This window comes from Luteimonas yanweni (assembly GCF_039548475.1).
Lineage (GTDB): Bacteria > Pseudomonadota > Gammaproteobacteria > Xanthomonadales > Xanthomonadaceae > Luteimonas.
This window is the reverse complement of record NZ_JBCLVC010000017.1, coordinates 46,147-72,781: the sequence shown is the minus strand read 5'-3', so window position 1 is coordinate 72,781 and position 26,635 is coordinate 46,147. Positions and strand designations below refer to the sequence as shown.

The following is a 26,635-nucleotide window of genomic DNA, read 5'->3' as shown; positions in this document are numbered from 1 at the left end:
CGGAGCGCGCACGTGATCGTGTATCAGGCAAGCAAGAGCGAATTCGTCCAGGACACGGATGATCTCGGCATCGAGTACCGCATCGCCCAAGCCTACCTGCAACGCAGCGGGCGGTACGCGCCCGATGCGGAGATGCGCGCGTGGCGCCATTCGCTGCGCCATATGGCCGACGTGCTCCGCGACGAAGGGATCCCGGTGGACGCCGGAGTGGCGGTCGAGTTCGGCATTCCCCAGACCTCCAAGCGGATCGATTTCCTCTTGTCCGGGCGTGACGCCGACGACAGTCCCCGGGTGGTGATCATCGAACTGAAACAATGGTCAAAATCCAGGCTCAGTGACAAGGACGGGATCGTCGTCGCAAACCGCGGGGGCGGCTCAGAGCGCGAAGGTACGCACCCCAGTTATCAGGCCTGGTCCTACGCAGCACTGCTGGAGGGCTTCAACGAAGCGGTTTACCAGGACGATGTCCAGCTCAGCCCATGTGCCTACCTGCATAACCATGGGCCCGGCGGTGCCGTCGACGATGAGCGATACGCGCCCTATACGCTCAAGGCGCCACTGTTCCTGAAGGGCCGCTCTGAGCTGGAGCGGCTTCAGGCCTTCATTCGGCAGCACATCTTCAAGGGCGACATCGACCTGCTGTACCGCATCGAGAACGGACGCATCCGGCCCTCCAAGATGCTGGCCGACAGCCTCTCGAGCATGCTCAAGGGCAACCGGGAGTTTGTGCTGATCGATGACCAGAAGCTTGTGTACGAGACCGCGTTGGTGAAGGCGCGGAAGGCATCGCCCGAGGCCAAGCAAGTTGTCATCGTGGAAGGCGGCCCAGGTACCGGCAAGTCGGTCGTCGCCATCAACCTGCTTGTGGCGCTCACGGGCGACGGCCTGCTTGGCAAGTACGTGTCGAAGAACGCCGCGCCACGCACCGTCTACCAGCAGCGCCTGAAGGGGGGATTCCGCCGGTCCGTGATCGACAACCTGTTCGCGGGTTCAGGCGGCTTCATCGACACGCCCCCCGATACCTACGACGTGCTGATCGTGGACGAAGCGCATCGCCTCAACGAGAAATCGGGCCTGTATGGAAATCTGGGCGAGAACCAGGTCAAGGAGCTGATCAATGCGGCGAAGTGCGCGGTGCTGTTCGTGGACGACGATCAGACCGTGACGTTGAGCGACATCGGGGAGACCGCCGAGCTGGAAAGGTGGGCAACCACGATGGGCGCTGAAGTCACCCGCATGCAGCTCGCCTCGCAGTTCCGTTGCAATGGCTCCGATGGATATCTGACGTGGCTCGACGACGTTCTCGGCATACGCTCGACGGCCGCGATGCCTCCTCGCCAGGAAGACTTCGACTTCCGTGTCTTCGATTCCCCCACGGCGATGCACGCAGCTGTTGAGGAGCTCAACAGGAAGAACAACAAGTCGCGCGTCGTTGCCGGCTATTGCTGGGACTGGGTCAGCAAGCGCAACCCGGACGCCTACGACATCGTCATCCCTGAGTACGGCTATGCCAAGCAATGGAACCTTGGCAGCGATGGAAGTCTGTGGATCGTCGCGCCTGACTCCATCGAACAGGTCGGCTGCATCCATACCTGCCAAGGCCTGGAGCTGGAGTACGTCGGGGTGATCATTGGCGCCGACCTCGTCGCGGGCGAGGGCGGCCCTGTGCCTGATGCCACTCAGCGTTCCAAGATGGATCGCTCGATCCGGGGATGGAAGAAGCTGATGAAACAGGACCCGGTGGTCACTGGGGAACGTGTGAATCGCGTCATTCGCAACACCTACAGGACTTTGATGAGCCGCGGGATGAAGGGTTGCTTCGTCTACTGCGTCGATTCGGCGATGGCGGATTACCTGCGTAGGCGGCTGGTGCAGCCTGGCGAGCAATCGGGATCCGCACCTACGGCTGGGGATCCCTAAGCCGCGTGACAAGCGATGTCAGCAAGACCCGCCCCATGAGTCAGCATGGCGATCCACCCGAGACGCGAGCCTCCCCCAATGACCTGATCGGCGTGCTCAGCGGCGTCGACACCCGGCTGCCGCTCGGGCTTACGCTGGGCCGCCAGCTGCGGCTCCAGGCCTGGTCGTCGGCAGCCGCCGCCAGCAGCAGGACATGATCCCGGCGCTGGAGGCCAGCGAGCTGCGTCCGGTGATCGATCGGCACTACCCGCTCGAGGAACTGGTGGCGGCGTTCCAGCACCAGGCGAGCGGTCGGCACTTCGGCAAGATCGCGCTGGATCTCTGAGTTCCGGGAGCGAAGCCCGCGGTGGTGAACCTTCGTCGTCTGCACGTCCGGCGCCAGGCGCGCGCGTCGCGTATGTCAGTGAAGACGTCGCATCGCCGCCCGCCGCCTACGCTCGGCCACCCCGACCCAGAACACGTACCCATGCATCGAAGCAGCGCTCAACGCCAGCAGCGTGAACGCGAGATCCAGCGTGACGTAGACATTCGTGGCCCGGTCCAGCGGCACCCAGCCGGAACGCTGGAACCAGAGCGACCCGGTGCCGAAAAGCCGATTCATCGCCTGGTCCATCGACAGCGCCTGCCAGTCGCCAATCCGGAGCACGCCCACGAACCCCCAGGCCACGCAGGCCGCGACGCCCACCGCCAGTGCGCCGCCCAACCACAGCGGCAGCTCTCGGACCCGGCGCATCGGCGGCCACAGCTGCAGGGCGCCCAGGCTCCAGGTGAGTGCGACCACGAGCAGGATGAAGAGCAGGGCCATGTGTCGTCCCGTCGGTAGGCAGGCCGACATGGTGGCGCACGTGGACACATCCCTGCAGCAGCGCGTTGATCCGGTCGTCCTGGGTGGACACCGCCACCGGCTGTCCGCGCTGGGCCGGGCCTGCTTCATGGTGCGGGCGACCACCGCCCAATGGCGAATGGCGCGCCAGGTCCCGGCTCTTATGATGGTCCACTTCCCCACCATGGATTACGGCCTCGATGGCCTTCGACGCCTTCGCCCTGATGCTCGCCATGCTGGCGCTGGGCATGCTGTTCGCGCGCCTGCGGGTGTTTCCCGAGGGCGCCGCCGACACACTCAACCTGGTGGTGCTGTACGTCTGCCTGCCGGCGGCGATCCTGGTGTACGTGCCGCGGCTGCGCTTCGAGCCGGACCTGCTCGGCCTGGTGGCGGTGCCTTGGCTGCTTGCGGCGGCCAGCTGGGCGTTGCTGCGCCTGCTGGCACCGCGCCTGCGGCTGCGCCGCGACGAACTCGGGGTGCTGCTGCTGTGCACGATGCTGGGCAACACCAGCTACATCGGCTATCCGATGGTCGAGGCGCTGCTCGGCGCGCAGGCGCTGCCCTATGCGGTGGTCTACGACCAGTTCGGCACCTTCGTGATGCTGTCCACGCTCGGGCTGGTGGTGCTGGCGCGCTACGGCGGTGACGATCCGCCCACGGCGCGCATGATCGCGCTGCGCATCGTGCGCTTTCCGCCGGCCTGGGCGCTGGTGTTCGGCCTGACCCTGATGCCGGAACACCCGCCGGCGTGGATCGCGGCCGCGCTCGGCCAGCTGGCCGGGGTGATGCTGATGCTGGTGATGCTGGCGGTGGGCCTGACGGTGCAGCTGCGGCTGCCGCGCGACGAAGTGCGGCCGCTGGCGCTTGGGCTGGTGCTGAAGCTGGCGGTGCTGCCGGCGCTGGCATTGGTGCTCGCGCTGGGGTTCGGCCTGGAGGGCGAGATGCGCCAGGTGGCGGTGCTGGAATCGGCGATGCCGACCATGGTCACCGCCGCGGCGCTGGCGATCTCGCACCGCATGGCGCCGCGGCTGGCGGCCGCGCTGGTCGGATACGGCATCGTGCTGTCGCTGGCGACGCTGCCGGCGTGGCACTTCGTGCTGCAGCGGCTGCAGGGCTGAACGCCACGGGCCTCGCGCGAGAGCCGCATGTCGCACAATGCACGCCCCCCTCGCACCTGTCAGGACCTGCCATGGACGCTGAAGACCTCCTCCGCGCCGCCCTCCGCGAAGCTGGCTACGGCCCCGATGCCATCGGTTCGGCCATGCCGCAGATCATCCGCATCCTGCAGGCGGAAGACGTGCGCGTCGAAGCCGGCCGCACGCTCTCGCGCAAGGAGCGCGAGTACGTGCGCGTGCAGCTGGAGCTGGGCCTCGACGTGTCGGAGATCGTGGCCGGCCTCAAGCGCTGACGTCGCCGAGCACGGCAACCAGCAACAGCACGTATGCAGCCACCGCGGCGACCGCATGGCCGATCACCAGGCTGGCGGGCAGCAGCCGCTGCTTCCACTTGTAGGCCAGGCTCAGCACCGCGCCGCCGGCGGCCGCCAGCAGGAACAGCAGCAGTGCCAGCAGGGCCAGTGCCGGGATGTCGCCCGCATACCAGGCATAGGCCAGCAGGGTCACGCCGGCGCCCGCCAGCAGTCCGTGCAGCATGGCCAGCCAGGCGGGGGGATTGCGGCGGCCGCTGAAACGGATGCCTGCCATCACCAGGCCACCGAGGGCGGCGAGGGTGAACAGCACGGCGGCGGCTTGCAGCAGGCGCATGATCTCGTCCGGATTCATTGCTGGCTCCTTTCGTGGTGGCGGATGCGGGTTTCGCGGCAGTCTTGTGCCGGGCGCCATTCGGCCTTGTGAAAGTCCGGTCGCAGGCGCATCTGGTGCGAAGGCTCCCACTACGGACCAACGCGCGATCCCGTCGTAACCTGCCCACACCATGTCCAGACCTTGCCCCTGCAATCCCTCGGCGACCTACGCGAACTGCTGCCAGGCGTTGCACGAGGGCACGCCCGCGGCCACCGCCGAGGAACTCATGCGCTCCCGCTACAGCGCGTATGTGCTCGGCCTGCGCGATTACCTCGCGGCCACCTGGCATCCATCCACGCGCCCGGATCCGTTCGAGCTGGACGACACGCCGGGCCTGCGCTGGCTTGGGCTCGAGATCAGGCGCCATGCCGGGATCGGCGACGACACCGCGGTGGTCGAGTTCGTCGCCCGCTACAAGCCCGGTGGCGCGCCCGCGGTGCGGCTGCACGAGATCAGCCGGTTCGAGCGCGTGGACGGGCGCTGGCTGTACGTTGACGGGGAGTTTCCGCGGTAGGAGCTGCGTGCCGGCATACGGCCACGCACGATTCATCGCCAATCGGAAACCATACGCAGCATGGACAACTCGAACTACGAATGGCTTCACGGCCACGGCGAGAAGCCCATCAAGGGCTGGGTCCGCGGCGTGCCGCTGGAAGACCAGGCGCGCGCGCAGCTGCGCAATATCGCGAGCCTGCCCTTCGTCGGGCCCTGGGTGGCGGTGATGCCGGACGTGCACCTGGGCATCGGCGCCACGGTGGGCTCGGTGGTGCCGACGCAGGGCGCGATCATCCCGGCCGCGGTGGGCGTGGACATCGGCTGCGGCATGGCGGCGGTGCGCACCACGCTCAACGCGCGCGACCTGCCCGATTCGCTGGGCCCGCTGCGCTCGGCGATCGAGCGTGCGATCCCGGTCGGCAACGGTCCGCATGGCGAGCACCGCAAGACGCCCGACAGCGTCGAGACCGCGCTTGCCGGCTCGGGCCTGTGGCAGCGCCTGCAGCGCATCAAGGCCAAACACCCCAAGATCCGCCTCGACAAGGTCGAGAAGCAACTCGGCACGCTCGGCGGCGGCAACCATTTCATCGAGGTCTGCCTGGACGAGGGCGAGGCGGTGTGGGTGATGTTGCACTCGGGCTCGCGCGGCACCGGCAACCTGATCGGCAGCTACTTCATCCAGCGCGCGCGCGAGGAACTGGGCAAGCGCGTGCTCGGCTACCACGTGCCCGACAAGGACCTCGCCTTCTTCATGGAGGGCGAGCCACTGTTCGACGATTACGTTGAGGCCGTGGGCTGGGCGCAGGACTACGCGCGCGTCAACCGCGAGGCGATGATGCAGCGCGTGCTGCACGCGATGCGCGCGGAGTTGCCCAAGTTCAAGCTGCAGGCGATGGCGGTCAACTGCCACCACAACTACGTGCAGAAGGAAACGCACGGCGGGCAGGAGATGTTCGTAACCCGCAAGGGCGCGGTGCGCGCCGGCAAGGACGAGCTCGGCATCATCCCCGGCAGCATGGGCGCGAAGAGTTTCATCGTGCGCGGGCTGGGCAATGGCGACAGCTTCGAGAGCTGCAGCCACGGCGCCGGGCGGGTGATGAGCCGCACCGCGGCGCGCAACAGCATCACGCTCAAGCAGCACCGCGAGGCCACGGCGCACGTGGAGTGCCGCAAGGACCAGGCGGTGATCGACGAGTCGCCGGCCGCCTACAAGGACATCGACGCGGTGATGGCGGCGCAGGCGGACCTGGTGGAGGTGGTGCACACGCTGCGGCAGGTGGTGTGCGTCAAGGGCTGAGTGCGTGCGTGGGGCCTCAGGCCTTGGCAATGGTGTGCGACGTGACTCCGGCCGCCGCAAACGTGCGCGCATACCGCGCCACGAGTTCCTGGTTGCGACGTGCCACCTGCCGCAGCTCAGCGGAGCGGATCCGCTCCGACCCGGCCACCTGGTCCCAGAAACGGATCGCCGCTTCCGCCGCGCGGGCGATGTGGGCGGTGTGTCCGGTCCGTTCCGGAGGCGCGAGGGCCAGCGGCACGGCGGGACGCGCGGCGCCCGTGCGTGATGGCGCCAGGTACATCGGCAGCATGTCGTAAGCGGGTGCGAGTGTCAGCGGGCCTGCGTCAGCGAGATGGAAGCCGAGGTTGCCGGCGTGCATGTCGCTATTGCCGATGAAGCGGCCGAACCAGTGCAGCACGGCCATCTGGCCGGCCGTTTGCCCGTCGATCAGGCCTTCTGCGGCGAGCTGCTCGCCTGCCCGCGACCAGTCGTGACCTCCGGCGCCGACGAAGGCGGCATCCAGGGCCAGCAACGAGACGAAACCCTGCCTGCCGATGCGGTCCTGGCTGCGGTCGAACCGGCGCACTTCCAGGCACAGGTGCCGGTCGGCATCGACCAGTTCCGCCTCGGCGGCGGGGAGACCGGCATCGCGCAGGCAGGCAAGTGCAATCTGTTCGCAGGCCAACAGCTCGGCCCAGCGGGCCGCCGCCTGCCCGGTGTCGTGGACGGCGAACTTCACCAGGGCGGCGTAGCGGCCATCCGGCGTGAGCACGGTGCTGGTGAATTTGGGCTGCTCGCCGCCGGGTGATGAGCCGATCTCTTCGCCTGCAAGGGCGGCTTCGGCCCAGTCGGAGTACCGCGTGCGCCGCCCCGCCGCTGCCACGGCGTCGGGCGGCGCGTCGAGTTCGGCCAATGCCAGCTCGACGGCGTGGCTGCCCAGCAGCAGGTCACCGATCGCGGTGCCGCCGGTGCGGGTGATGGCGAGCAGGCTGTCACGCAGCTGCCAGCGCTTGAGGTCCGTGGGAACGCCGAGCCCGGCGCCGCGGCGATGGGCAAGGCTGCGGCCAAGGAAGCCCTGCGGGCGCAGGTCATCCAGGAACCACGGCAAACCGGGAAAGTGGCCGGGCACGTCATCCACCGGCCGGTTGAGGTTGGGTCGCTCGCCCGCCGGTTCGAACTGGAACCGTTCTCCCCTCAGCAGATACAGCATGCCCAGCTCCTCCAGCGTGGCATCGGGCCGCATCCGCCACAGCGGCCAGGCACTGCCGGCGTCGCTGCTGGCGCGGGCCACATAGGCCGTGGCCCGCGCCCGGCCCACGCGCAGGACCTGGTCTCCGGCCTCGCGCACCAGCCGTCTCAGCACCGGCCGGCTGATGCCGAGTTCACGAAGGATGCGGGAGGCGCGCACGGCCTGGCCGCTGGCCAGAAGGGCCAGCAGGTCGGCAAGCGTGGCGGAGGGAGGGCGGGCCATGTGGAGCCGTTGTTTATTTACGGTTTGAGATACGATATCAGTCGCATGTTCACGCGTCGAACCGCGCGCCAGCGAGGCCGTGCGGGCCAAAGCAAACCGGTTTCTTTACGATTCGATTCTCCGGGCCGCTGCTGGGGACCGGCCAGGCGGCCGGGAATTTTACGGGCGCACAGGCATGCTGGCCGCAGACCCATCGCCGCGCCGCAGTCCGCGGGCGCGGCCCGGAAGGAGTTTCCCCATGAGCATCAAGACCATCCACATCCCCGCCGGCGGCGGTTTCGACCACGTCACGGTCGGCAGCACGCAGCCGGTCGAGCCCGGAGCGGGCGAGATCACCGTGCGCGTGCGCGCCAGTTCCCTGAACTTCCATGACTACATGGTGGTGAAGGGCATCACGGGGCCGAGCGAACGGCGCATTCCCATGGCCGACGGCGCCGGCGAGGTGACCGCGGTGGGCGAAGGCGTCACCGAGTTCGCCGTGGGCGACCACGTGGTCAGTACCTTCTTTCCCGAGTGGCTCGACGGCGAGGCACCGGAGGGCGGCTTCAGCCGGGTGCCGGGCGACGGGGTCGACGGTTTCGCGCGCGAGCAGGTCACCGCGCCCGTGACTGCGTTCACGCATGCGCCGCGCGGCTGGAGCCATGCCGAAGCGGCCACGCTCACCACCGCCGGCCTGACCGCGTGGCGGGCGCTGATGGAAGACGGCGCACTGCAGCCGGGCCAGGTGGTGCTGGTGCAGGGCACGGGCGGGGTGTCGGTGTTCGCGCTGCAGCTGGCGAAGCTGGCGGGCGCGCGGGTGATCGCGACTTCGTCGAGTGACGCCAAGCTCGAGCGCCTGCGCGAACTGGGCGCGGACGAGGTGATCAACTACCGCCAGGACCCGAAGTGGGGCGAGACCGCGCACCGGCTGGCCGGCGGCCGCGGCGTCGACCACGTGCTGGACGTGGCGGGGTCGGACACGCTGGAGCAGTCGATGCTCGCCTGCCGCGCCGGCGGCCATGTCTCGCTGATCGGCGTGCTGACGGGTGTCGACGTGCGCTTCCCGCTGGGACTGGCACTTGGGCGCCAGCTGCGCCTGCAGGGCCTGGTGGTCGGCAGCCGCCGCCAGCAGCAGGACCTGGTGCGCGCGATGGAGGCCTGCACGCTGCGTCCCGTCATTGACCGCCACTTCGCGCTCGATGATCTGGTTGCGGCGTTCCGTCACCAGGAAAGCGGGGCGCACTTCGGCAAGATCGTGCTCGATATCTGAAAGCTACAGTCGGCGCGGAAGGATACGTCAGCCGACTAGAATCCCGGCTGCGTCCGCGGCCCAGGGCCGTGGCACCGACTCCACGGAAAAGGATGTCCATGCTCCGCACGCTCGCACCGCTGTCGCTCTGCCTGTCATCGCTGCTGGTCGCCGGCATCGCGGCCTGCGCCAAGGACGAAGGCGCCATCGCCGCACCCGTGCCAGCCGATGCCGGCAACGAGTCCGGGACGGTTGCGGCGGCCACCCCGTCGAAGCCGGCCGGGGTGTTGCCATCCGGCACCCAGCGTGGCGAGGCCTGCCCTACGAGATCGCCGGCACCGAAGTCTGGACCGTGCCCGATCCGGTCTCCGGCCGGGACTACCAGGTCTTCGTCTCGCTGCCCGCCAGCTACGCGGAGCGGCCCGACCATCGCTACCCCGTGCTCTACGTCACCGACGCGGACTACGCCTTCCCGGTGGTCCGCAACATTGCCCGGCGCTTGAACGGAGACGGGCCCGCGATCGAGGACTTCATCCTCATCGGCCTGTCCTATGCGCTCGGCGACGGAGCCATGACCAGTCGCCGCCGTGACTACACGCCGACCCCCGGGCGCCATGGCCCGGCCGCCGCCGTCGATCCGCACGGCGAGGGCGCCGCCTATGCCGCCTACCTGCGCGACCAGGTGCTTCCCTTCGTCGCGTCCCGCTTCCGCAGTGACGAGGCCCGGCAACTGCTGCTAGGGCACTCCTATGGCGGACTGCTGGGCGCGCAGATCCTGTTCTCCGAGCCGGCGCTGTTCTCGGGCTACGTGCTGGGAAGTCCGTCGTTCTGGTACGACGGCAACGCCATCGACGACTTCGAACGCCGCTATGCCGCCGTCCACGCCGACCTGCCCGCCTCGGTCTACATGTACATCGGCGAGTACGAATCCCCCGCCTCCGGAAAGCGCTACGACATGGTGGGCGATGCGCGCAGGATGGAAGCGACCTTGGCGGCGCGGGGTTATCCCTCGCTGCGATTGCGGCTCGACGTCCTGGAGGACGAAGACCACCTGACCGTCGCGCCGCGTGGCTTCATCCGCGGGCTGAGGTTCCTGCTGGGCACCGGACAGGACCGCGGCTGATGCGCGTCGCTGGAGCTGCTGTCCGGCGACAGAATCGCCACGATCGATGAGGACGGCACGCGGGCAGGCGTCGGCTTCGAGCATGCGCAACCGCGCGACTTCGACCTCCTCGTCGCCTCGTTCGCCGCCGATGCCTATCCGCACCGCAACGGCAACCACCACGTGGCGCACCCGCGCCTGGCCGGTTGATGGGCCGCTACTTCCGCGATGGGGGCCTGCCGGACTATGGAATCCGAGCCGGCTGGACGGTGGGGACGTCGGGCACCGCCTGCGGCCGCCCCTCCGGATCAAGCGCGATCATCACGAAGCGCCCCCGCGTGCAGGTCTGCCGCTCGCCGCTCAGCAGGTCCTCGCTCACCAGTTCCACTTCGACCTGCATGGACGTCCGGCCGACGCCCACCACGCGCGCGATGGTCTCCACCAGCTGGCCCTGGCGGATGGGCCGGCTGAAATCAACCTGCTCGGAGCGCGCGGTGACCACGGTGCTGCGGGCGTAGCGCGAGGCGGCGATGAAGGCCGCCTTGTCCATCCACGCCAGCGCCTGGCCGCCAAACAGGGTGCCGAGGTGGTTGGTGTGGTCCGGAAAGACGATGTCCAGCATCCGCGCTTCGGTCGGTGCGGCTGTCATGCGCTGGTGCCGGCAAGATGCGTTTCGACCATCCTGGCGATTTGCGCCGGCGTCTGGTAGCCGGGCAGGCGCGCGGCTTCGGCGCCGTCGACATGCAGCGCCAGCGTCGGCGTCTGTCGCAGGCCGAGGCCTCGGAAGCAAGCTTCGCCGACGGTTTCCAGCTTCACCTTCAGCAGCACCAGATCGCCGGCGACGGGGGCGGCGGCGAACTTCTGCAGCGACATGTCCAGCATGCGGCAGGCCGGGCAGTCGTCCTTGTAATAGTCGACCAGCAGGCGCGGATGGGCGGCGATGGCGGCGTCGATGCCTCCAGGCGACGAGGCGTCGATGATCAGCATGGAACATGTCCTTGGCGTCGGGTGTGGGGGAAGCCGGCGCCGGTGGTGGCGCCTGCGGTTGCCGGCACACGCGCGCCCGCGACGGCCGCGAGGATCCGGTCGGTCCAGCGCTGGACATCCAGCACGTCACGCGCGCCATGCGGCATCTGCTCGATCTCCAGCGGCGGATGGCGGCTGTCGAAGAAGCGGGCCATGCGCCGCAGCGCGCCGCAGTAGTACTCCGCGCCCCACTGGGTTTCGCCGGTCCCGAAGACGGCGAGCTGCTCCGGCCTGCCGACGGCTTCGACAAGCTCGGCGATGAAGCGCTTCATCGCCGCAGGCGTTCGTCCGGCGTTGTCGGTCCAGGTGCCCAGCAGGTAGAGGTCGTGCCGCGGGTCGGGACCAGCATCGACCATGGCCTGGATGCCTGTCTCGATCCAGGTCACGGCGTGGCCGCGCGCCTCGCAGCGCGCGCGCACCATGCGCGCGAGATCGCGGGTATTGCCGCTCAGCGAGTCGTAGGCGATCAATATGCGCATGGAGCAGCTCCAACAAGGCGAATCAGAGGTCGTCGAAACCGTTGTCGAGATTGGTCTTCTTGTATGACGCGTTGCGCATCTCGAAGAAGTCGGTCTTGGTCTCGGTGAAGTTGTCGGCGTAGGCGCGGATCCAGGGCATGACGTTGCCGGTGGATTCCGGATAGAGGCTTTCGATCCCCAGCATCCCGGCCATCTTGTTGGCGCGGTACTTCACGTACTGGATCATTTCGTCGACGTTGATGCCGTCGATGCCGTCCAGCACTTCGCCGGTCCATTGAACCTCCAGCTCCACGGCGTGCTCGAAGGCCCGGTGCACGTATGCGGTCAGTTCGTCCGTACGCAGCTCCGGGTTCTCGCCGACGATGGCGCGGATCACCTCGCTGATGAACTTGGTGTGGGCCAGCTCGTCGCGGTTGATGAAGCTGATGATCTTGCCGGTGCCGGCCATGCGGTTCTGGCGCACCAGGTTGTAGAAATAGGCGAAGCCGGAATAAAAATTGATGCCTTCAAGGATCGAGGACTGGATCAGCGAACGCAGCAGGGTCTCGGCGGTCTTGTCGCGCATGAAGTCGTCGTAGGACGCCATGATCGGCGCATTGCGCGCGATGATCGTCGGGTGCGTGCGCGCGATCTCGAAGATCCGGTTCTGGTTGGCCAGGTCGGTGATCGAGGCCAGCACGTAGCTGTAGCTCTCGTTGTGGATCACTTCCTGCTGGCCGATGATCGCGGCGTTGGCGTGCGCGGCCGGGTCGGTGATGTATTCGGCCACGTTGTAGATGAAGCGCGTCTGTGGCGAGTCCAGCGTGGCCAGCAGGCCGATAATCGAGTCGTACGCGTTCTTCTCGCGTGCCGAGAGGTCGCCGTACTGGCGGGCATCGGCCTTCATGTCGACCTCGTCCGGGATCCAGAAGTTGGTCGAAAGCTCCTTGTACGCGCGATAGAACGACGGATATGGAATGTCGTTCCAGTTCAGTATCCCGGACGTGCGCCCGTTGATGATCCCGGTCGACCGGTTCGGATGCCGCGGCTCGAGGATCCGGATGCGCTCGAGCGGCGTGGCGGTACGCGGTGCGGCAACAGCATTCATGGTGTTTCCTTGTCTGGTCGCAGGCAAGTGCAGGGCCCACGGTTCGCCCCGCGAACCGTGCAAGCTGAAAGCGCGAATGCGCGATCAGCTACTGCACCACTCGCATTCGGTGATGTCGATGTCGTTCGAGCGGACGTAATACGTGGTCTTCAGGCCTTCCCGCCACGCCGTCATGTGCAGTTCCAGCAATGTGCCGGCGCGGATGGTGCTCGGCACATAGAAGTTGAAGCTGATCGACTGGTCCAAGTGGCGCTGGCGGCGCGCGTTCTGGCGCACGCTGGCGAACTGGTCGACCCTGTACGCGCCCTTTTCGTAATAGGGCCAGGTGTCCAGCGACAGGCCTGGTGCGGCCACCGGGCGGCGGTAGTCCTTCTTCTCCTCGTAGTAGAACGCGGAGTAGACCGGGTCGATCGAAGCCGTGCTGCCGGCGATCTGCGCGGTCGACATGTTGGGTGCCACCGCCAGCAGCCAGCCGTTGCGGAGTCCGTGCACCGACACCTGCGCCGCCAGCTCAAGCCACTGCGGGCTGTCGTAGCCGCGGTCGCGGAAGTAGGCGCCGGTGTGCCAGTCGCTACCGGCGAACATCGGATAGCTGCCCTTTTCTTTCGCCAGCGCCATGCTCGCCTGCACGGTGAGCCGGTTGATGCGCTCGTAGAGGACGTCGCTGTAGTCCTCGGCTTCCGGCGAGTCCCACTGGATGCCCTTTTGCGCCAGCAGGTGGTGCCAGCCGAAGGTGCCGAGGCCGATCGCGCGGTACTTCCGGTTGGTGATCGTGGCCTGCGGCACGGGCAGCTGGTTGAGGTCGATGACGTTGTCGAGCATGCGCACCTGGATCGGCACCAGGCGCTCCAGCACGTCGGTGATCAGGTCGCCCTGGCCGTCCTGCGGCAGGATCGCGCGGCCGAGGTTGATCGAGGACAGGTTGCAGACCACGAAGTCGCCGGCCTGCTTGGTGGTCACGACCTGGTTGCCGCTGATGATCTCCTGCATGAGCGTCGTCGGGCTCATGTTCTGCAGGATCTCGGTGCACAGGTTCGACGAGTACACCATGCCGGCGTGCTTGTTCGGGTTCCTGCGGTTGACCTCGTCGCGGTAGAACATGAAGGGGTTGCCGGTCTCAAGCTGGCTCAGCATCAGGCGCTTGAAGATGTCGATGGCCTTGACCGTGCGGCGGCTGACGCGTTCGTCGGCCACCACCTCGTCGTACCTGCGGCGGAACGAGCCCTCGCCACGGGTCTCGTCGAAGAAGTCCTGCAGATACCAGCCCTTGATCCGGTGCACCTCGTGCGGATCGAACAGGTACCAGTCGCCGCGGCGCTCCACGGCCTCCATGAAGATGTCGGGGATGCAGACGGACGTGAACACGTCGTGCGCACGCAGGCGCTGGTCGCCGTTGTTGAGGCGCAGGTCGAGGAAGGCCTCGATATCGCGGTGCCAGACATCCAGGTACACCGCCACCGCGCCCTTGCGCTGGCCGAGCTGGTCGACCGAGACCGCGGTGTTGTTGAGCTGCTTGATCCACGGCACCACGCCGCCGGACGAGTTGGGCACGCCGCGGATCGCCGAGCCCGAGGCGCGGATGTAGCCCATGTAGGCGCCCACGCCGCCGCCGCCCTTGGACACGCGGGCGATGTCCGTATTGGAGTCGTAGATGCCCTGCAACGAGTCGCCGACGGTGTCGATGAAGCACGACGACAGCTGCCCGCCGACCTTGCCCGCGTTCTGCAGGGTCGGCGTGGCCACGGTCATGTACAGGTTCGACAGCGCCCAGTAGGCCTCGCCGACCAGGCGCATGCGCCGTTCGCGGTCGCCGGGTCCGCTGCCGCCCTCGCCCTGCATCAGGTACAGCGCGATGGTGAGCCAGCGCTCCTGCGGCAGTTCGTACACCGCGCGCGAGGCGTCGGTGGCAAGGTAGCGCGTGGCCAGCAGGTACAGGCCGTTGTAGGTGAACAACAGGTCGCGCGCCGGCTCGATCATCCTGCCCGCCTCCTGCAGCTCCTCGCGCGAGTAGGCGCGCAGGATGTCGTTGGAATAGACGTTGCGGTCGGCGAGGCTTTCCTGCAGCCCGAGGTAGGGGCCATACGCCTGCGCCACGTCGTAGAAACGGTTGCGGCTGGCGCGCTTGTACAGGCGGTGCAGGTAGAGGCGCGCGGCGAACAGTTCCCACTCCGGCGCGGCCACGTCCACGCGCGCTTCGGCCTCGCGGATCAGATGGTCGACCAGGTCGTCGGCGTTGACCGCGTCCTTGCGCTCGACGAAGTCGAAGACGCCGCGCTTGTAGTCGTCGATGCCGAGCCCGGGGAACTCGCCGTGGATGCGGTCGATGGCGCGCTCCAGGCGCTCGCGCCGGTAGGGGAGGCGGCGGTTGCCGGCGTCCTTGGTGATCCAGGTGGCGACGGCGGTCGCGGTGCTGGCGTCGGTGTCGCTCATGGTTGTGCTCCCGGTGCATGCGCACGGCCGCTGTCCCTCGACAGTCGGCGGGCCTGGGAGCCACAGGGTGGGAACGCGGCGTCGCAGCGCCCGCGACGCGCTCCGCTTGGACGGATCGCGATCGCATGCGTGCTTCACCAGCCATCTCCCCCCGGAGATTCCGCAGCCGGCACCGCGCGATGTGCTTTGCGCGCGGCTGTCGGCAGGTCTTCGGGCTCGTGGATCCGGGAGTCTTCGGCGTCATGCCGTGGACTCCTCGCCTTGGTCGCCGCTTCCCGGGACCACCGTCCCAGTGCGTGTGCAACCTCGTTTCCACCTACCGCTGCGGGGCAGCGCCGGGATGGGCGGTGGCCGGATGACCCGACCACGCCGCACCGGCTTCCCTTTTCATCCCGAGCCCTGTGGCGCGGGAACCGACGGGGCACAACATATCGGGGTCTGCGCCCGGCGTCAACGCAATATGTTGGGCAAGTCGAAAGTCCTACTTCAGCCCGCGATGCTCCAGCAGCGGCTCCACGCTCGGCTCCTTGCCGCGGAATTCGCGGTAGGCCTCGGCCAGATCCCGCGAATGTCCGATCGACAGGATCTTCTCGCGGAACACCTGTCCGTTCTCGCGCGTCAGCCCGCCGTTCTCCCGGAACCACTGGAAGGCGTCGTGGTCCAGCACCTCGGCGCCAAAGTAGGCGTAGTAGCCGGCCGCATACCCGCCGCCCCAGATGTGGCTGAAGTAGTTGCTGCGGTAGCGCGGCGGCACCGCGGCCATGTCCACCTTGTACTTCGCCAGCGCCTCGCGCTCGAACGCGTCCACGTCCTTCTTCGCGTCACCGGCCGGCAGCGTGTGCCAGGCCATGTCGAGCAGCGCGGCCGCCAGGTATTCGGTGGTCGCATAGCCCTGGTTGAAGGTGCGCGCGCGCACCATCTTCTCCACCAGCTCCTGCGGCATCGGCTCGCCGGTCTGGTAGTGCCTGGCGTAGTTCGCGAACACCTTCGGATCCAGCGCCCAGTGTTCGTTGAACTGCGAGGGGAACTCGACGAAGTCGCGCGGCACGTTGGTGCCGGCCAGGCTCGGGTAGGTCGTCTTCGAGAAGATGCCGTGCAGGGCGTGGCCGAATTCGTGGAACAGCGTGGTGGTGTCGTCGAAGCTCAGCAGCGCCGGCTGGCCCTCGGCGGGCCTGGTGTAGTTCTCGACGTTGTAGATCACCGGGATGTCGCCGGTCAGGCCGTTCTGCTCGACGAAGTTGCCCATCCAGGCGCCGCCCTGCTTGCTCTCGCGCTGGAAGGGGTCGAGGTAGAACAGGGCGAGCTGGGTGCCGTCGGCGTCGAAGATGTCGAACACGCGCACGTCGGGGTGGTAGACCGGCAGGTCGCTGCGCTCCTTCGCGGTGATGCCGTACAGCTGCTCCGCCGCGAAGAACACGCCGTCCTTGAGCACGCGATCGAGCTCGAAGTAGGGCTTGATCTGTTCGGCGTCCAGGTCGAACTCGGCCTTGCGCACCTGCTCGGCGTAGAAGTCCCAGTCGGCGGCGCCGGCGGTGAAGCCGCCGCCCTGGGCATCGACCAGGGCCTGGATCTTCGCAAGCTCGGCGCTGGCGCGCGCGGTGGCTGCGGGCACGGTGTCGGTCAGGAGTTTCAGCGCGACTTCGGGCGTAGCCGCCATCTGGTCGGCGATGCCGTAGGCCGCGTAGCTGGGAAAGCCCAGCAGCTCGGCCTTGCGTGCACGCAGTTCCGCCAGGCGCTGGAGGGTGGCGCGGGTGTCGTTGGCGTCGCCCTTTTCGGCGCGCGCCAGCGAAGCGGCCATGACCTGCTCGCGCAGGCTGCGGTCGGTCAGCGAGGCCAGCACCGGCTGCTGGGTGGTGTTCTGCAGCACCAGCAGCCACTGGCCGTCCTTGCCGTCGGCCCTGGCGGCTTCGGCGGCGGCGGAAATCGTGGCTTCGTCGAGTCCCTCGAGCTTCGCGACGTCATCGACCAGCACGCCGCCGGCCTTGGTCGCGGCCAGCAGCTTGTTGGAGAAGGCGGTGGTCAGCGAGGACTCTTCGCTGTTGAGCTTGCGCAGCTCGGCCTGGCTGTCGGCATCAAGCTCGGCGCCGGCGCGGACGAAGTTGTCGTAGGTGTGCTCCAGCAGGGTCAGCTGCTCGGTGGTCAGGCCGAGATCCGCGCGCTGGGCGTAGAGGGTCTTCACGCGGGCGAACAGTGCGGGATCAAGGTGGATGGCGTCACCGTGCTCGGCGAGCTTTGGCGCCAGGGTTTCTTCAGCGGCCTGCAGCGCCTCGTTGGTGTTGGCCGAGGTCATGGCGAAGAAGATGCCCGCGGCGCGGGTCAGCAGGGCGCCGCTGCGCTCAAGCGCTTCGATCGTGTTGGCGAAGTCCGGCGCCTCGCTGCTGTCGGCGATCTTCCGCACTTCGGCCAGGTGCTGGCGCATGCCTTCTTCGATCGCGGGCTGGTAGTGCGCGTCTTCGATGCGGTCGAACACGGGGGCCTGGAAGGCCAGGGTGCTGGCGACCAGGAGCGGGTTCTCCGCCTGTGCGGGGGCGGCGGGCGTGGTGGTGGCAGTCGGCATCGGCGGCTCGGTGGCGGTGCGGTCGCAGGCGCTCAGGGCGAGGGCGATCGCGGAGGACAGCAGCAGTGTACGCAGCATGGAATGGTGCTCCGGAGGGGGCGGGACAAGGGGCGACAGCGCAAGCGTGTGCCTGCAGCGCCCGCGGGGGACGTGCCGTTCGGCATGGTTCACCGGTACGGGCCCGGTCCGCTCCACAGCAGTTCGCCCTGCCGGTACACGCGTTCCATGGTGATGACCTTGCGCGCATCGCCGATGTCGGCCAGCCCGGGGTCGTCCGGTTCCACCAGGCGGCAGGGGCCGGATTCGCGCCGGAGCGCGGTTTCAAGCGGGCAGACCATGAGCCTGCGCGTGCCCGGCAGCGGCAGGTAGAGCTCGGTCATGCCGGCGTCGCGCCATTCGCGCAGCCTGGTCTCGCCCAGGAGGTCGTAGATGACCTGGAAACCGCCGGCTTCCATCGCGGTATCGGCAGCGGACGCGTTGTACCTGCGGCCGCGATCGGTGGCCTGGCTGCGCGCGGGCCCGGCGTTCACCTGCGCCTGGTGTTCGGGCAGCATTCCCGGCGGCTGGCCGCGGACGTGGCGGCGCACTCGCGACGGCATCGCCGCGTTGGCGGCAGGCGCCGCGGTCTCGCCCGTGGCCTGCGCATCCGGCGGCAGGGGTTCCTCGGCCTCGACGACCCGGGTGACCTGGAGCGGCGAGGCGGCCGATGGGCGGGTCGGCTCGCGCGGCGGCAGGCGCTTGCGCGGCGTGTCCGGTGGCGAAGGTGGCTGCTCCGGCGGCGACGGGATGGGGTCGGCCACGTCGATGTAGGTGACGTCGATCCGGCTGCCGCCCGCGCTGCCTTCGGGGTTGGACATCGTGACCGGGGCGGCGGACATCGCGAGCAGGGCCAGCAGCAGGTGGGCCAGCGTGCTCAGCAGCGCGGCGATCCAGGGCTGCAGGCGCTCGATCCGGGGCTCGGTACCGGCGGCGGCCCGGCGTGAGGTGTTGCTCATGTGCCCGGCGGTGCGACGTAGGTGCGGGCCTTCATGGGGAATCTGCAGGGTGGGGCGGAGGGGCGGCATCGTAACGCGTCCGGTCGCGGCGCCGCGCTGTCGGGCGAGCGGACGCAGGACGCCCCGACCGGGGCCGGGGCGTCATGGGTCCGGGAGGGCGCCGCGACGTGCTCGCGCGGCGCCGCGCGCGGCTCAGTCCTTCAGCGAATCCGGAACCTTGCCGCCGTTCTCGGCCAGCTTGCGCATTACCGCCCTGTGCAGGGCCAGGTTCTGCTCGGCACTGCCGTGTGCGCCGGCGTTGACCTCGAGTTCGGCCGCCAGCTCCTTGCGCGCATCCAGGCTGGAGTCCAGGTCGAGCAGCTTCAGCAGGTCGACGATGGAATGGCGCCAGTCGCTCTTGCCGCCCTTGTCGTCGGCCATGCCGGACAGCACGGCTTCAACGTCGACCGGTGCGGGGGCGGGTGGAGCCGCGGCGGGGGCGGGCGCGGGCGGCGACACCTTCGGGTCCTGCGGGCTGCCGCTGAAGATGACGGGTGCCGGCTTGCTGCCAGTGGCCGGAGCGGGGGTGGATTCCGGCGCGCTCTTGCGGCCGAAGATGCGTTCGGAAATCTTGGAGAACAGGCCCATTTCAATACTCCGTGGAAAAGAGCGATCGATTGTGCGGGAGGCGGGGGTAGAGGCCTATGAAGGCCTGGTCCGGATGGCAGAAGACCCCGGCGCGTGCCGGGGCCCTGTCTGCCGCGCGGCGCAGTCAGCTGGCGTTCTTCAGCGCGATCTTGCGGTTGCGCATGATGTCGTGGCACTCGACCACGCGCGGCATGTACTTCTGCGCGGCGGCCTTGGCGGCTACCGGCGTGTCCGCGTCGTTGACGGTGTCCTTGAACGCGTGCAGCAGGCGGTCTTCCAGCTCTTCCAGCTCGGCGACATAGGCGTAGTCGGTATCGCCCATCGCGGCGCGGGCCTTGGCATAGACCTGGCGCATCGAGCCCACCATGGTGCCGTGGTCGGCGGGATTGCCACCGGCGGAGGCCACCTCGGCGGTCAAGCCGGTGACGATCTCGCGCTTGTGCCCGGCCATCTGGGTGAAGAGGGTCGACAGCTCGCTGTTGTCCACCTTGCCGGCGGCCTCGGTGTAGAACTCGCTGCCGTCGCGGGCGATCTCGATCAGGTCGTTGAGGCTGTGCTGGATGTTCTTTTCGTTGGTCATCGGGGTCTCCATTGGAAAGTGCTCACTACTTTCCACCCCGGGCCATGAAGTCCCCGTGCAATCAGGCGGCTTGGCTGAACACCCTTGCGTCTCGCGTTCGGCTTCGTGCAGCCGGCGTGTTTTTCCGCGGATTCACGCCGGAATGCGCCGCGCGGTGCGAGTGTCCTGTGGATGGGCACGCGTGAGCCGATCCTGTACCTGGTGCACCTGGACACCGATGTCGCACGCCATCCGGAGCCGTCGCCGGACCTCGTCGAGCTGGTGCCGGGGCTGTATCTCATCGAATCGGTGAGGACGCGCTCGCAGGTGTACCACGCGATCAAGTGGCGCTTTGATCCGCAGCGCCTGTTGGTCGCGCCCCTTGCGGACGACCCGAAGTTCAAGGGCATGCGACCCGGCGTGCTGTCGTGGCTGCGCGCACGGCGTGGAATCGAGCCGCGATGAAGCGCTATGGCGCGGCGCGCGATTCAGGAGTGGCGGCGTATGACGTCGGCCCCGGTTGGATCGTCATCCGCTTCCACCACGGGGGAAGCTATCGCTACGACGACAGCCACCCCGGCGCGGAGCATGTGCTGGAGATGCAGCGCCTGGCCGATGCGGGAGAGGGCCTGAACACTTATATCAACCGGTTCGTGCGGGAGGATTATGCGGCGAGGCTGGGTTAGGGCCCGGGCTTCGCAGGGGTTGCAGCTGTAGCTGCTCCCACAGGCTGGCTGCTTCGTGTTGCGCGAAGCGCGTTTGCTGCTCCTTTGCGAGCAGCTGCTGTTCCATGTCTGCATCGGAACCATGGCTGCTCCAGCAGGGGAGCAGCCATGGCGTGGGCGGCCAGCTGTTCGTGTCAGTCGACGAGCAGGCGGTTCATGCGCTGCACGAAGCCGGCGGGATCGGGCAGCGGCGCGCCGGCGGCAAGCTCGGCCTGCTCCAGCAGCAGGGTGGCGAGGTCGGTGGCGCGGGCGTCGTCGACTTCGCCCTGCAGCTTGCGCACCAGGGCGTGCTGCGGATTGATCTCGAGCGTGGGCTTCTGCTCCGGCACGTCCTGTCCGGCCTCGCGCAGCAGGTGGGCGAGGTGTGGTGCCATCTCCCACTCCGACAGGGCAAGGCAGGACGGCGACTCGGTCAGGCGCGCCGAAACGCGCACGGCCTCGACGCGCTCGCCCAGCAGCGCCTTGATGCGCTCCAGCAGCGGTGCGGCAGCGCCGGCGGCGTCTTCGAGCTTCTTCTTCCCGGCCTCGTCCAGCGGCAGTTCGCCCTTGGCGACGTGCTTCAGCGGCTTGCCATCGTACTCACGCAGGTGGCCAAGCATCCATTCGTCGATGCGGTCGGACATCAGCAGCACTTCGATGCCACGGGCCCGGAAGGCCTCGAGCTGCGGGCTGCCGGCGGCGGCGCGATAGCCGTCGGCGGTGACGTACCAGATCGCGTCCTGGCCCTCCTGCATGCGGCCGATGTAGTCGTCCAGCGAAACGCTGCGCGCATCGCCTTCGCCCCTGGTGGACGCGAAGCGCAGCAGCCTGGCGATGCGCTCGCGGTTGCTGGCGTCTTCCACGACGCCTTCTTTCAGCGTGTTACCGAAGGCCTTGAGGAAGGCGGTGAATTTCTCGGGCTCATCGCGCGACATGCGCTCGATCATGTCGAGCACGCGCTTCACGCAGGCGCCCTTGATGCGCTCGAGCTGGCGGTTGTGCTGCAGGATCTCGCGGCTGACGTTGAGCGGCAGGTCGTCGGCATCCACCACGCCGCGCACGAAGCGCAGGTAGTTGGGCAGCAGCTCTTCGGCCGCGTCCATGATGAAGACGCGCTTGATGTAGAGCTTCAGGCCCTTGCGCTCGTCGCGGCCGCCCATCATCAGGTCGAACGGCGGCTGCGCCGGCAGGTACAGCAGGGTCGTGAAGCTTTGGCTGCCTTCGACGCGGTTGTGCGACCAGGCGGCGGCGTCGTTGAAGTCGTGGCCGAGCGACTTGTAGAAGTTCTGGTATTCCTCGTCGCTGATCCCGGCCTTGGGGCGGGTCCAGAGGGCGGAGGCGTCATTGACGGTTTCCCATGTGGTCGCCGGCGTCGCAGCGTCGTCCTTGCCTGCGTCCTTGCCTTCGTCGGTCGTGTCGGTCGTGTCGGTCGTTGCGCCTGCATCGTCGAGGCTGTCGCCGTCCGCGTCCGCAGCTGCGTCCTTCGGCATCCGGATCGGGAACGCGACGTGGTCGGAGTACTTGTGCACCAGCGAGCGCAGGCGCCAGGCATCCAGGAACTCGTCCTCGCCATCCTTCAGGTGCAGCACCACCGTGGTGCCGCGCCCGGGCAGCTCCACGGCGTCCAGCGTGTACTCGCCGCGGCCGTCGCTTTCCCACTTGACGCCGGTCGCATCCGCGGCGCCGGCGCGGCGGGTCAGCACGGTCACGCGGTCGGCGACCACGAAGGCGGAGTAGAAGCCCACGCCGAACTGGCCGATCAGGCGCGCGTCCGCTTTTTGCTCGCTGCCCATGGCCTCCAGGAAGCGGCGGGTGCCGGAGCTGGCGATGCTGCCGATGTTGGCCACCACCTCGTCGCGGTCCATGCCGATACCGGTGTCATGGATGGTGATCGTGCGCGCGTCCTTGTCCCAGCTGACGTCGATGCGCAGCTCGGGCTGGCCGGCCAGCAGGTCCGGGTTGGCGATCGACTCGAAGCGCAGCTTGTCGCAGGCGTCCGATGCGTTGGAGATCAGCTCGCGCAGGAAGATTTCCTTGTGCGAGTACAGCGAATGCGTGACCAGGTGCAGCACCTGGGCGACTTCGGCTTCGAACTTGCGGGTCTCGGTGGTCGTGGTCATGACGCGTGTCCTTTGCAAAACGGCAGGCAGGCTGCGGATATGCGTGCCGCGGCGCCGATTTCAAGCGCAATGCGGAGAACGCGGGGCTTGACTCGGCGGGGTGCACGGCAGATCCCGCAGCGTCCGGGGGGGCATTGATCGCCGAAGGAAGCCGGGCCGGACCGGGACTTTCGAGCGATGCCCCGCGCGGGCGCGGCGATTATCGTGGATGGTTTGGCCCAGACGGATATCGCTGCATGACACGCAACGCCCTTGCCCTCGCTCTCGCCGGCGTACTCGCCACCTTCCCCGCGCTGGCCCAGGACCCGCCGCCGGCGCCGCCGGCCCCGGAGCCCTCGCAGCAGCAGGACGACCGCGCTGACACGCAGGACAGCGACCGCAGCGACAACGTCGAGCTTGAGCAGGAGTCGCTTGACGCCGCCGGCGCCAACCAGGCCGACGCACCGCTGGACAGCGCCCGCGGCCTGCGCAGGGACGCCAAGGGCGACGAGGAAGCGGCCAAATGGAACGTCGAGTCCACCCAGGGCACGCCGAAGACCGTCCGCTTCGAAACCGGCGAAGGCACCTGGATGGACGTCGACGTCTCGCCCGACGGCCGCCAGCTGGTGTTCGCGCTGCTCGGCGATCTCTACCGCATGCCGATCAGCGGCGGCGCCGCCACCCGCGTCACCACCGGCCGCGCCTGGGACGTGCAGCCGCGCTGGTCGCCGGACGGCCGCCGCATCGCCTTCACCTCCGACCGCAGCGGTGGCAACAACATCTGGACCATCGCCGCCGACGGCAGCGATCCGCGCCAGGTCACCGAAGAGGACTTCCGCCTGCTCAACAACCCCACGTGGACGCCTGACGGGCAGTACATCGTGGCCCGCAAGCACTTCACCTCGACGCGCTCGCTGGGCGCGGGCGAGCTCTGGCTGTACCACGCCGCCGGCACCAGCGGCGGCATCCAGCTGGTGGAGAAGGCCAACGAGCAGCAGGACATCGGCGAGCCGACGGTTTCGCCCGACGGCCGCTACGTCTACTTCTCGCAGGACGTGAGCTCCGGCGGCGCCTTCGACTACAACCGCGATCCGCACGGTGTGATCTATGCCATCAAGCGCTTCGACCGCCAGACCGGCAAGACCGAAACCGTGGTCGCCTCGCCCGGCGGCGCGGTGCGCCCGCAGGTGTCGCCGGACGGAAAGACCCTGGCCTTCGTCAAGCGCGTGCGCGACGCCAGCGTGCTGCACCGCATGGATATCGCCAGCGGCGAGGTGCGCCCGGTCTGGGACGGCCTGAGCCATGACCAGCAGGAGGCCTGGGCGATCTTCGGGCCCTACAGCGGCTTCAACTGGACGCCGGACTCGAAGTCGGTGGTGGTCTGGGCGCAGGGCGGCTTCTGGCGCGTGGACATGGCCAGCGGCGCGGCATCGAAGATCCCGTTCACCGCCGAGGTGGAGCAGGTGGTGTCCGAGCCGCTGCGCTTCGCGCAGACCCTGCCCGAAGGCCGCTTCAACCCGCGCATGATCCGCGACGTGGCCACCTCGGCCGATGGCGGCAGCCTGGTCTTCCACGCGCTGGGCCAGCTGTGGCGCAAGCCGCTGCCGGGCGGCACGCCGGTGCGCCTGACCGGCAACCGCGATGTCTACGAATACCAGCCCAGCTTCAGCGCCGACGGCCGCCAGCTGCTGTACACGACCTGGTCCGACGCGGGCCTGGGCGCGATCCACGTGCGCAGCTCCGGCGGCACCGCCGAGGGCCGCAAGCTCACCCAGGAGCCCGGCTTCTACTACCACCCGCGCTTCTCGCCGGATGGCAGGAACGTGGTCTACAGCCGCAGCAGCGGCGGTGGCCTGACCGGCAGCCTGTGGTCGGGCGAGCGCGGCATCCACGTGGTGCCCGTGGGCGGCGGCAAGCCGGTGCGCGTGGCCGAAACCGGGCAGTCGCCGCAGTTCAACCATGACGGCACGCGCGTGCTGTACCTGGCCGGCAACGGCATGGAAAAGAAGCTGATGTCGGTGGGCCTGCACGGCGAGGAGCCGCGCGCGGTGTTCGACCTCAAGTACGTCGACTCGGTACAGGTGAGCCCGGACGGCAAGTGGGTGGCGTTCACCGAACTGTTCAATGCCTATGTCGCGCCGATGCCGGAAAGCGGCCGCACCATCGCGCTCGACCGCAAGACCAAGGCCGTGCCCGTGCGCGCGATCAGTGCCGATGTCGGCAGCTACCTGCACTGGGCGGCGGACTCGAAGTCGCTGCACTGGATGGTGGGCGACCGCTACCACTCGCGCCGCCTGGACCAGACCTTCGACTTCCTGCCCGGCGCGCCTGCGGAAATCGCGAAGCCTGCGCCGGGCGGCGGGATCAGCGTGGGCCTGGACGCGCCGGTGTACGCGCCGCGCGACGTGGTGGCCTTCACCAATGCGCGCATCGTGACCATGCGTGATGCCGAGGACACGCAGGAAGTGATCGAGGGCGGCACGATCGTGGTCGATGGCAACACCATCACCGCCATCGGTGCGGCGGGTTCGGTACAGGTGCCCGCAGGCGCGCGCGTGGTCGACGTGGCCGGCAAGACCATCATCCCCGGCATCATCGACGTGCATGCGCATGCCTCGAACTTCGGCCAGGGCGTGGTGCCGCAGCAGAACTGGGCCTACTACGCCAACCTCGCCTTCGGCATCACCACGCTGCACGACCCGTCGGCGACCAGCGAGTTCGTCTACTCCCAGTCAGAGCTGCTGCAGGCCGGGCGCATGGTGGGCCCGCGCATGTTCTCCACCGGCACCATCCTCTATGGCGCCGATGGCGGCTTCAAGGCCGAGATCGATTCACTCGACGATGCCCGCAGCCACCTGCGCCGCATGCAGGCGCACGGCGCGTTCTCGGTGAAGAGCTACAACCAGCCGCGCCGCGCGCAGCGCCAGCAGGTCAACCAGGCCGCGCGGGAGCTCGGCATGCTGGTGGTGGAAGAGGGCGGCTCCACCTTCCACCACAACATGACCATGATCCTGGACGGCGCCACCGGCATCGAGCACAACCTGCCGATCGCGCCGCTGTATTCGGACGTGGTGAACCTGTGGAAGGAAACCGACGTGCGCAACACGCCGACGCTCGTCGTGAGCTATGGCGGGCTGTCGGGCGAGTACTGGTTCTATGCGCGCGACAACGTCTGGGAAGACGCCAAGCTCAACCGCTTCTTCCCGCGCGAAACGCTGGACGCGCGTTCGATCCGCCGCGAGACCGCGCCGGACTGGGACTACCACCACATCGAGGTGGCGAAGTCCTTGAAGAAGCTGCGCGACGCCGGGGTCAAGGTGCAGGTGGGTGGCCACGGCCAGCTGCAGGGCATGGCCACGCACTGGGAGACCTGGATGCTGACCCAGGGCGGCTTCAGCAACTTCGAAGCGCTGCGCGCGGCCACCATCGATGGTGCCGACTACCTCGGCATGTCATCGAAGCTGGGTTCGCTAGAGGTCGGCAAGCGCGCGGACCTGGTAGTACTGGACGGCAATCCGCTGGAGAACATCCGCCATACCGCCGACACGCGCTACGTGATGGTCGATGGCCGCCTGTTCGACGTCGCCGCCGACATGGCCGAGATCGGCAACCAGGCGGTACCGGCGCCGACGTTCTACTGGCAGCACCATGGCCATGGGCAGACCTTCGGCGAGACCTTCGGGCCGACTTCGATGTGCCACGGGGTGCACTGATCGCCCGGGGGAACCTTTGCCACGGATCCACGCGGATCGGCCGCGGATCTGCGCGGATGGGACGGAAGAAAAGGCGGGAGCCGCCGTGGCGGTGACCTGACATGCAAAGGGCCCGGATAACCGGGCCCTCCCTTTTTCTGGATCCTGTGGGAGCGGCTATAGCCGCGATCGACCTGGCGGGAATCCCCGATCGCGGCTATGGCCGCTCCCACAGGGCGGCGCCTGCAGGGGTGATTTCAGTC

The 26,635-nt window shown here is 68.2% G+C and carries 25 protein-coding genes and 1 riboswitch; of the genes, 12 read left to right on the top strand and 13 right to left on the bottom strand.

Annotation, left to right across the window (positions count from 1 at the left end; all coding sequences use genetic code 11):
• Positions 1 to 12 precede the first annotated feature (12 nt).
• The 3 genes from WCE39_RS13365 to WCE39_RS13355 are packed head-to-tail and all read left to right on the top strand — an operon-like array spanning position 13 to position 2,245.
• Complete coding sequence (locus WCE39_RS13365; protein ID WP_343277175.1) at positions 13 to 1,920, top strand: DUF2075 domain-containing protein; 1,908 nt, start codon at positions 13 to 15, stop codon at positions 1,918 to 1,920.
• A 35-nt stretch (positions 1,921 to 1,955) separates the two neighbouring features.
• Positions 1,956 to 2,117 carry a hypothetical protein gene (locus WCE39_RS13360; RefSeq protein WP_343277174.1) on the top strand — a complete coding sequence of 54 codons (162 nt, stop codon included), beginning with the start codon at positions 1,956 to 1,958 and terminating at the stop codon, positions 2,115 to 2,117.
• Complete coding sequence (locus WCE39_RS13355) at positions 2,081 to 2,245, top strand: zinc-binding dehydrogenase (RefSeq protein ID WP_343277203.1); 165 nt, start codon at positions 2,081 to 2,083, stop codon at positions 2,243 to 2,245. The genes WCE39_RS13360 and WCE39_RS13355 overlap by 37 nt, the downstream gene beginning before the upstream one ends.
• Positions 2,246 to 2,320: 75 nt before the next feature.
• Here WCE39_RS13355 and WCE39_RS13350 read toward each other — a convergent pair whose 3' ends face one another.
• Entirely contained in the window at positions 2,321 to 2,725 is a 405-nt protein-coding gene (locus WCE39_RS13350) for a hypothetical protein (RefSeq protein ID WP_343277173.1), read from the bottom strand.
• A gap of 218 nt (positions 2,726 to 2,943) precedes the next feature.
• On the opposite strand from WCE39_RS13350, the gene WCE39_RS13345 reads away from it, so the two are divergent.
• Together WCE39_RS13345 and WCE39_RS13340 are read left to right on the top strand one after the other, a co-directional pair.
• A complete protein-coding gene (locus tag WCE39_RS13345) occupies positions 2,944 to 3,861 on the top strand; it encodes an AEC family transporter (protein WP_343277172.1) in 918 nt (305 codons plus the stop codon).
• 71 nt (positions 3,862 to 3,932) lie between these two features.
• Positions 3,933 to 4,151 (top strand): polyprenyl synthetase, encoded by a 219-nt coding sequence (locus WCE39_RS13340; RefSeq protein WP_343277171.1) that lies wholly within the window; start codon positions 3,933 to 3,935, stop codon positions 4,149 to 4,151.
• Here the strand turns inward: WCE39_RS13340 and WCE39_RS13335 are convergent.
• Complete coding sequence (locus tag WCE39_RS13335) at positions 4,141 to 4,524, bottom strand: hypothetical protein (protein ID WP_343277170.1); 384 nt, start codon at positions 4,522 to 4,524, stop codon at positions 4,141 to 4,143. The genes WCE39_RS13340 and WCE39_RS13335 overlap by 11 nt on opposite strands.
• Positions 4,525 to 4,675: 151 nt before the next feature.
• Between WCE39_RS13335 and WCE39_RS13330 the strand changes: the two genes are divergently transcribed.
• Entirely contained in the window at positions 4,676 to 5,059 is a 384-nt protein-coding gene (locus tag WCE39_RS13330) for a YchJ family protein (RefSeq protein WP_343277169.1), read from the top strand.
• Between the two features lie 60 nt (positions 5,060 to 5,119).
• On the top strand, positions 5,120 to 6,337 hold the full coding sequence (locus WCE39_RS13325; protein WP_343277168.1) for an RtcB family protein: 1,218 nt from the start codon (positions 5,120 to 5,122) through the stop codon (positions 6,335 to 6,337).
• Positions 6,338 to 6,353: 16 nt separating this feature from the next.
• On the opposite strand, the gene yjjJ is transcribed toward WCE39_RS13325, so the two are convergent.
• A complete protein-coding gene (gene yjjJ / locus WCE39_RS13320; RefSeq protein ID WP_343277167.1) occupies positions 6,354 to 7,877 on the bottom strand; it encodes a type II toxin-antitoxin system HipA family toxin YjjJ in 1,524 nt (507 codons plus the stop codon).
• A gap of 148 nt (positions 7,878 to 8,025) precedes the next feature.
• Here yjjJ and WCE39_RS13315 point away from each other — a divergent pair, with 148 nt between their 5' ends.
• Both WCE39_RS13315 and WCE39_RS13310 read left to right on the top strand, forming a co-directional pair.
• Complete coding sequence (locus tag WCE39_RS13315; RefSeq protein ID WP_343277166.1) at positions 8,026 to 9,036, top strand: zinc-dependent alcohol dehydrogenase family protein; 1,011 nt, start codon at positions 8,026 to 8,028, stop codon at positions 9,034 to 9,036.
• A gap of 331 nt (positions 9,037 to 9,367) precedes the next feature.
• Entirely contained in the window at positions 9,368 to 10,138 is a 771-nt protein-coding gene (locus WCE39_RS13310) for an alpha/beta hydrolase (protein WP_452299597.1), read from the top strand.
• A 223-nt stretch (positions 10,139 to 10,361) separates the two neighbouring features.
• Here WCE39_RS13310 and WCE39_RS13305 read toward each other — a convergent pair whose 3' ends face one another.
• The 9 genes from WCE39_RS13305 to WCE39_RS13265 form a co-directional block, all read right to left on the bottom strand.
• The gene (locus tag WCE39_RS13305; RefSeq protein WP_343277165.1) at positions 10,362 to 10,766 is read right to left on the bottom strand and encodes an acyl-CoA thioesterase; all 405 of its coding nucleotides are present in this window, start codon (positions 10,764 to 10,766) and stop codon (positions 10,362 to 10,364) included.
• Positions 10,763 to 11,104, bottom strand: a complete 342-nt coding sequence (locus tag WCE39_RS13300; RefSeq protein ID WP_343277164.1) for a thioredoxin family protein — start codon at positions 11,102 to 11,104, stop codon at positions 10,763 to 10,765. The genes WCE39_RS13305 and WCE39_RS13300 overlap by 4 nt, the downstream gene beginning before the upstream one ends.
• Positions 11,098 to 11,622: a flavodoxin gene (locus WCE39_RS13295; protein WP_343277163.1), complete on the bottom strand. Its 525-nt coding sequence runs from the start codon at positions 11,620 to 11,622 to the stop codon at positions 11,098 to 11,100. Before WCE39_RS13295 ends, WCE39_RS13300 begins: the two co-directional genes overlap by 7 nt.
• 22 nt (positions 11,623 to 11,644) lie before the next feature.
• Entirely contained in the window at positions 11,645 to 12,709 is a 1,065-nt protein-coding gene (locus WCE39_RS13290) for a ribonucleotide-diphosphate reductase subunit beta (protein WP_343277162.1), read from the bottom strand.
• 84 nt (positions 12,710 to 12,793) lie between these two features.
• Complete coding sequence (locus WCE39_RS13285) at positions 12,794 to 15,139, bottom strand: ribonucleoside-diphosphate reductase subunit alpha (protein ID WP_449284050.1); 2,346 nt, start codon at positions 15,137 to 15,139, stop codon at positions 12,794 to 12,796.
• Positions 15,140 to 15,323: 184 nt separating this feature from the next.
• A riboswitch (cobalamin riboswitch) is annotated at positions 15,324 to 15,571 on the bottom strand.
• A 49-nt stretch (positions 15,572 to 15,620) separates the two neighbouring features.
• The gene (dcp, locus tag WCE39_RS13280) at positions 15,621 to 17,774 is read right to left on the bottom strand and encodes a peptidyl-dipeptidase Dcp (RefSeq protein WP_343277161.1); all 2,154 of its coding nucleotides are present in this window, start codon (positions 17,772 to 17,774) and stop codon (positions 15,621 to 15,623) included.
• 89 nt (positions 17,775 to 17,863) lie between these two features.
• Positions 17,864 to 18,691: a type II toxin-antitoxin system RelE/ParE family toxin gene (locus tag WCE39_RS13275; protein WP_343277160.1), complete on the bottom strand. Its 828-nt coding sequence runs from the start codon at positions 18,689 to 18,691 to the stop codon at positions 17,864 to 17,866.
• A 192-nt stretch (positions 18,692 to 18,883) separates the two neighbouring features.
• Positions 18,884 to 19,318, bottom strand: coding sequence for a DUF3597 domain-containing protein (locus WCE39_RS13270; RefSeq protein ID WP_343277159.1), 435 nt, complete (start codon positions 19,316 to 19,318; stop codon positions 18,884 to 18,886).
• Between the two features lie 124 nt (positions 19,319 to 19,442).
• Positions 19,443 to 19,898, bottom strand: a complete 456-nt coding sequence (locus tag WCE39_RS13265; protein WP_343277158.1) for a PA2169 family four-helix-bundle protein — start codon at positions 19,896 to 19,898, stop codon at positions 19,443 to 19,445.
• Between the two features lie 171 nt (positions 19,899 to 20,069).
• Between WCE39_RS13265 and WCE39_RS13260 the strand changes: the two genes are divergently transcribed.
• On the top strand, positions 20,070 to 20,342 hold the full coding sequence (locus WCE39_RS13260; RefSeq protein WP_343277157.1) for a hypothetical protein: 273 nt from the start codon (positions 20,070 to 20,072) through the stop codon (positions 20,340 to 20,342).
• On the top strand, positions 20,339 to 20,563 hold the full coding sequence (locus WCE39_RS13255; protein WP_343277156.1) for a hypothetical protein: 225 nt from the start codon (positions 20,339 to 20,341) through the stop codon (positions 20,561 to 20,563). The genes WCE39_RS13260 and WCE39_RS13255 overlap by 4 nt, the downstream gene beginning before the upstream one ends.
• 173 nt (positions 20,564 to 20,736) lie before the next feature.
• On the opposite strand, the gene htpG is transcribed toward WCE39_RS13255, so the two are convergent.
• Positions 20,737 to 22,701, bottom strand: a complete 1,965-nt coding sequence (gene htpG, locus WCE39_RS13250; RefSeq protein WP_343277155.1) for a molecular chaperone HtpG — start codon at positions 22,699 to 22,701, stop codon at positions 20,737 to 20,739.
• Between the two features lie 236 nt (positions 22,702 to 22,937).
• Between htpG and WCE39_RS13245 the strand changes: the two genes are divergently transcribed.
• Positions 22,938 to 26,393: an amidohydrolase family protein gene (locus WCE39_RS13245; RefSeq protein ID WP_343277154.1), complete on the top strand. Its 3,456-nt coding sequence runs from the start codon at positions 22,938 to 22,940 to the stop codon at positions 26,391 to 26,393.
• Positions 26,394 to 26,635 lie beyond the last annotated feature (242 nt).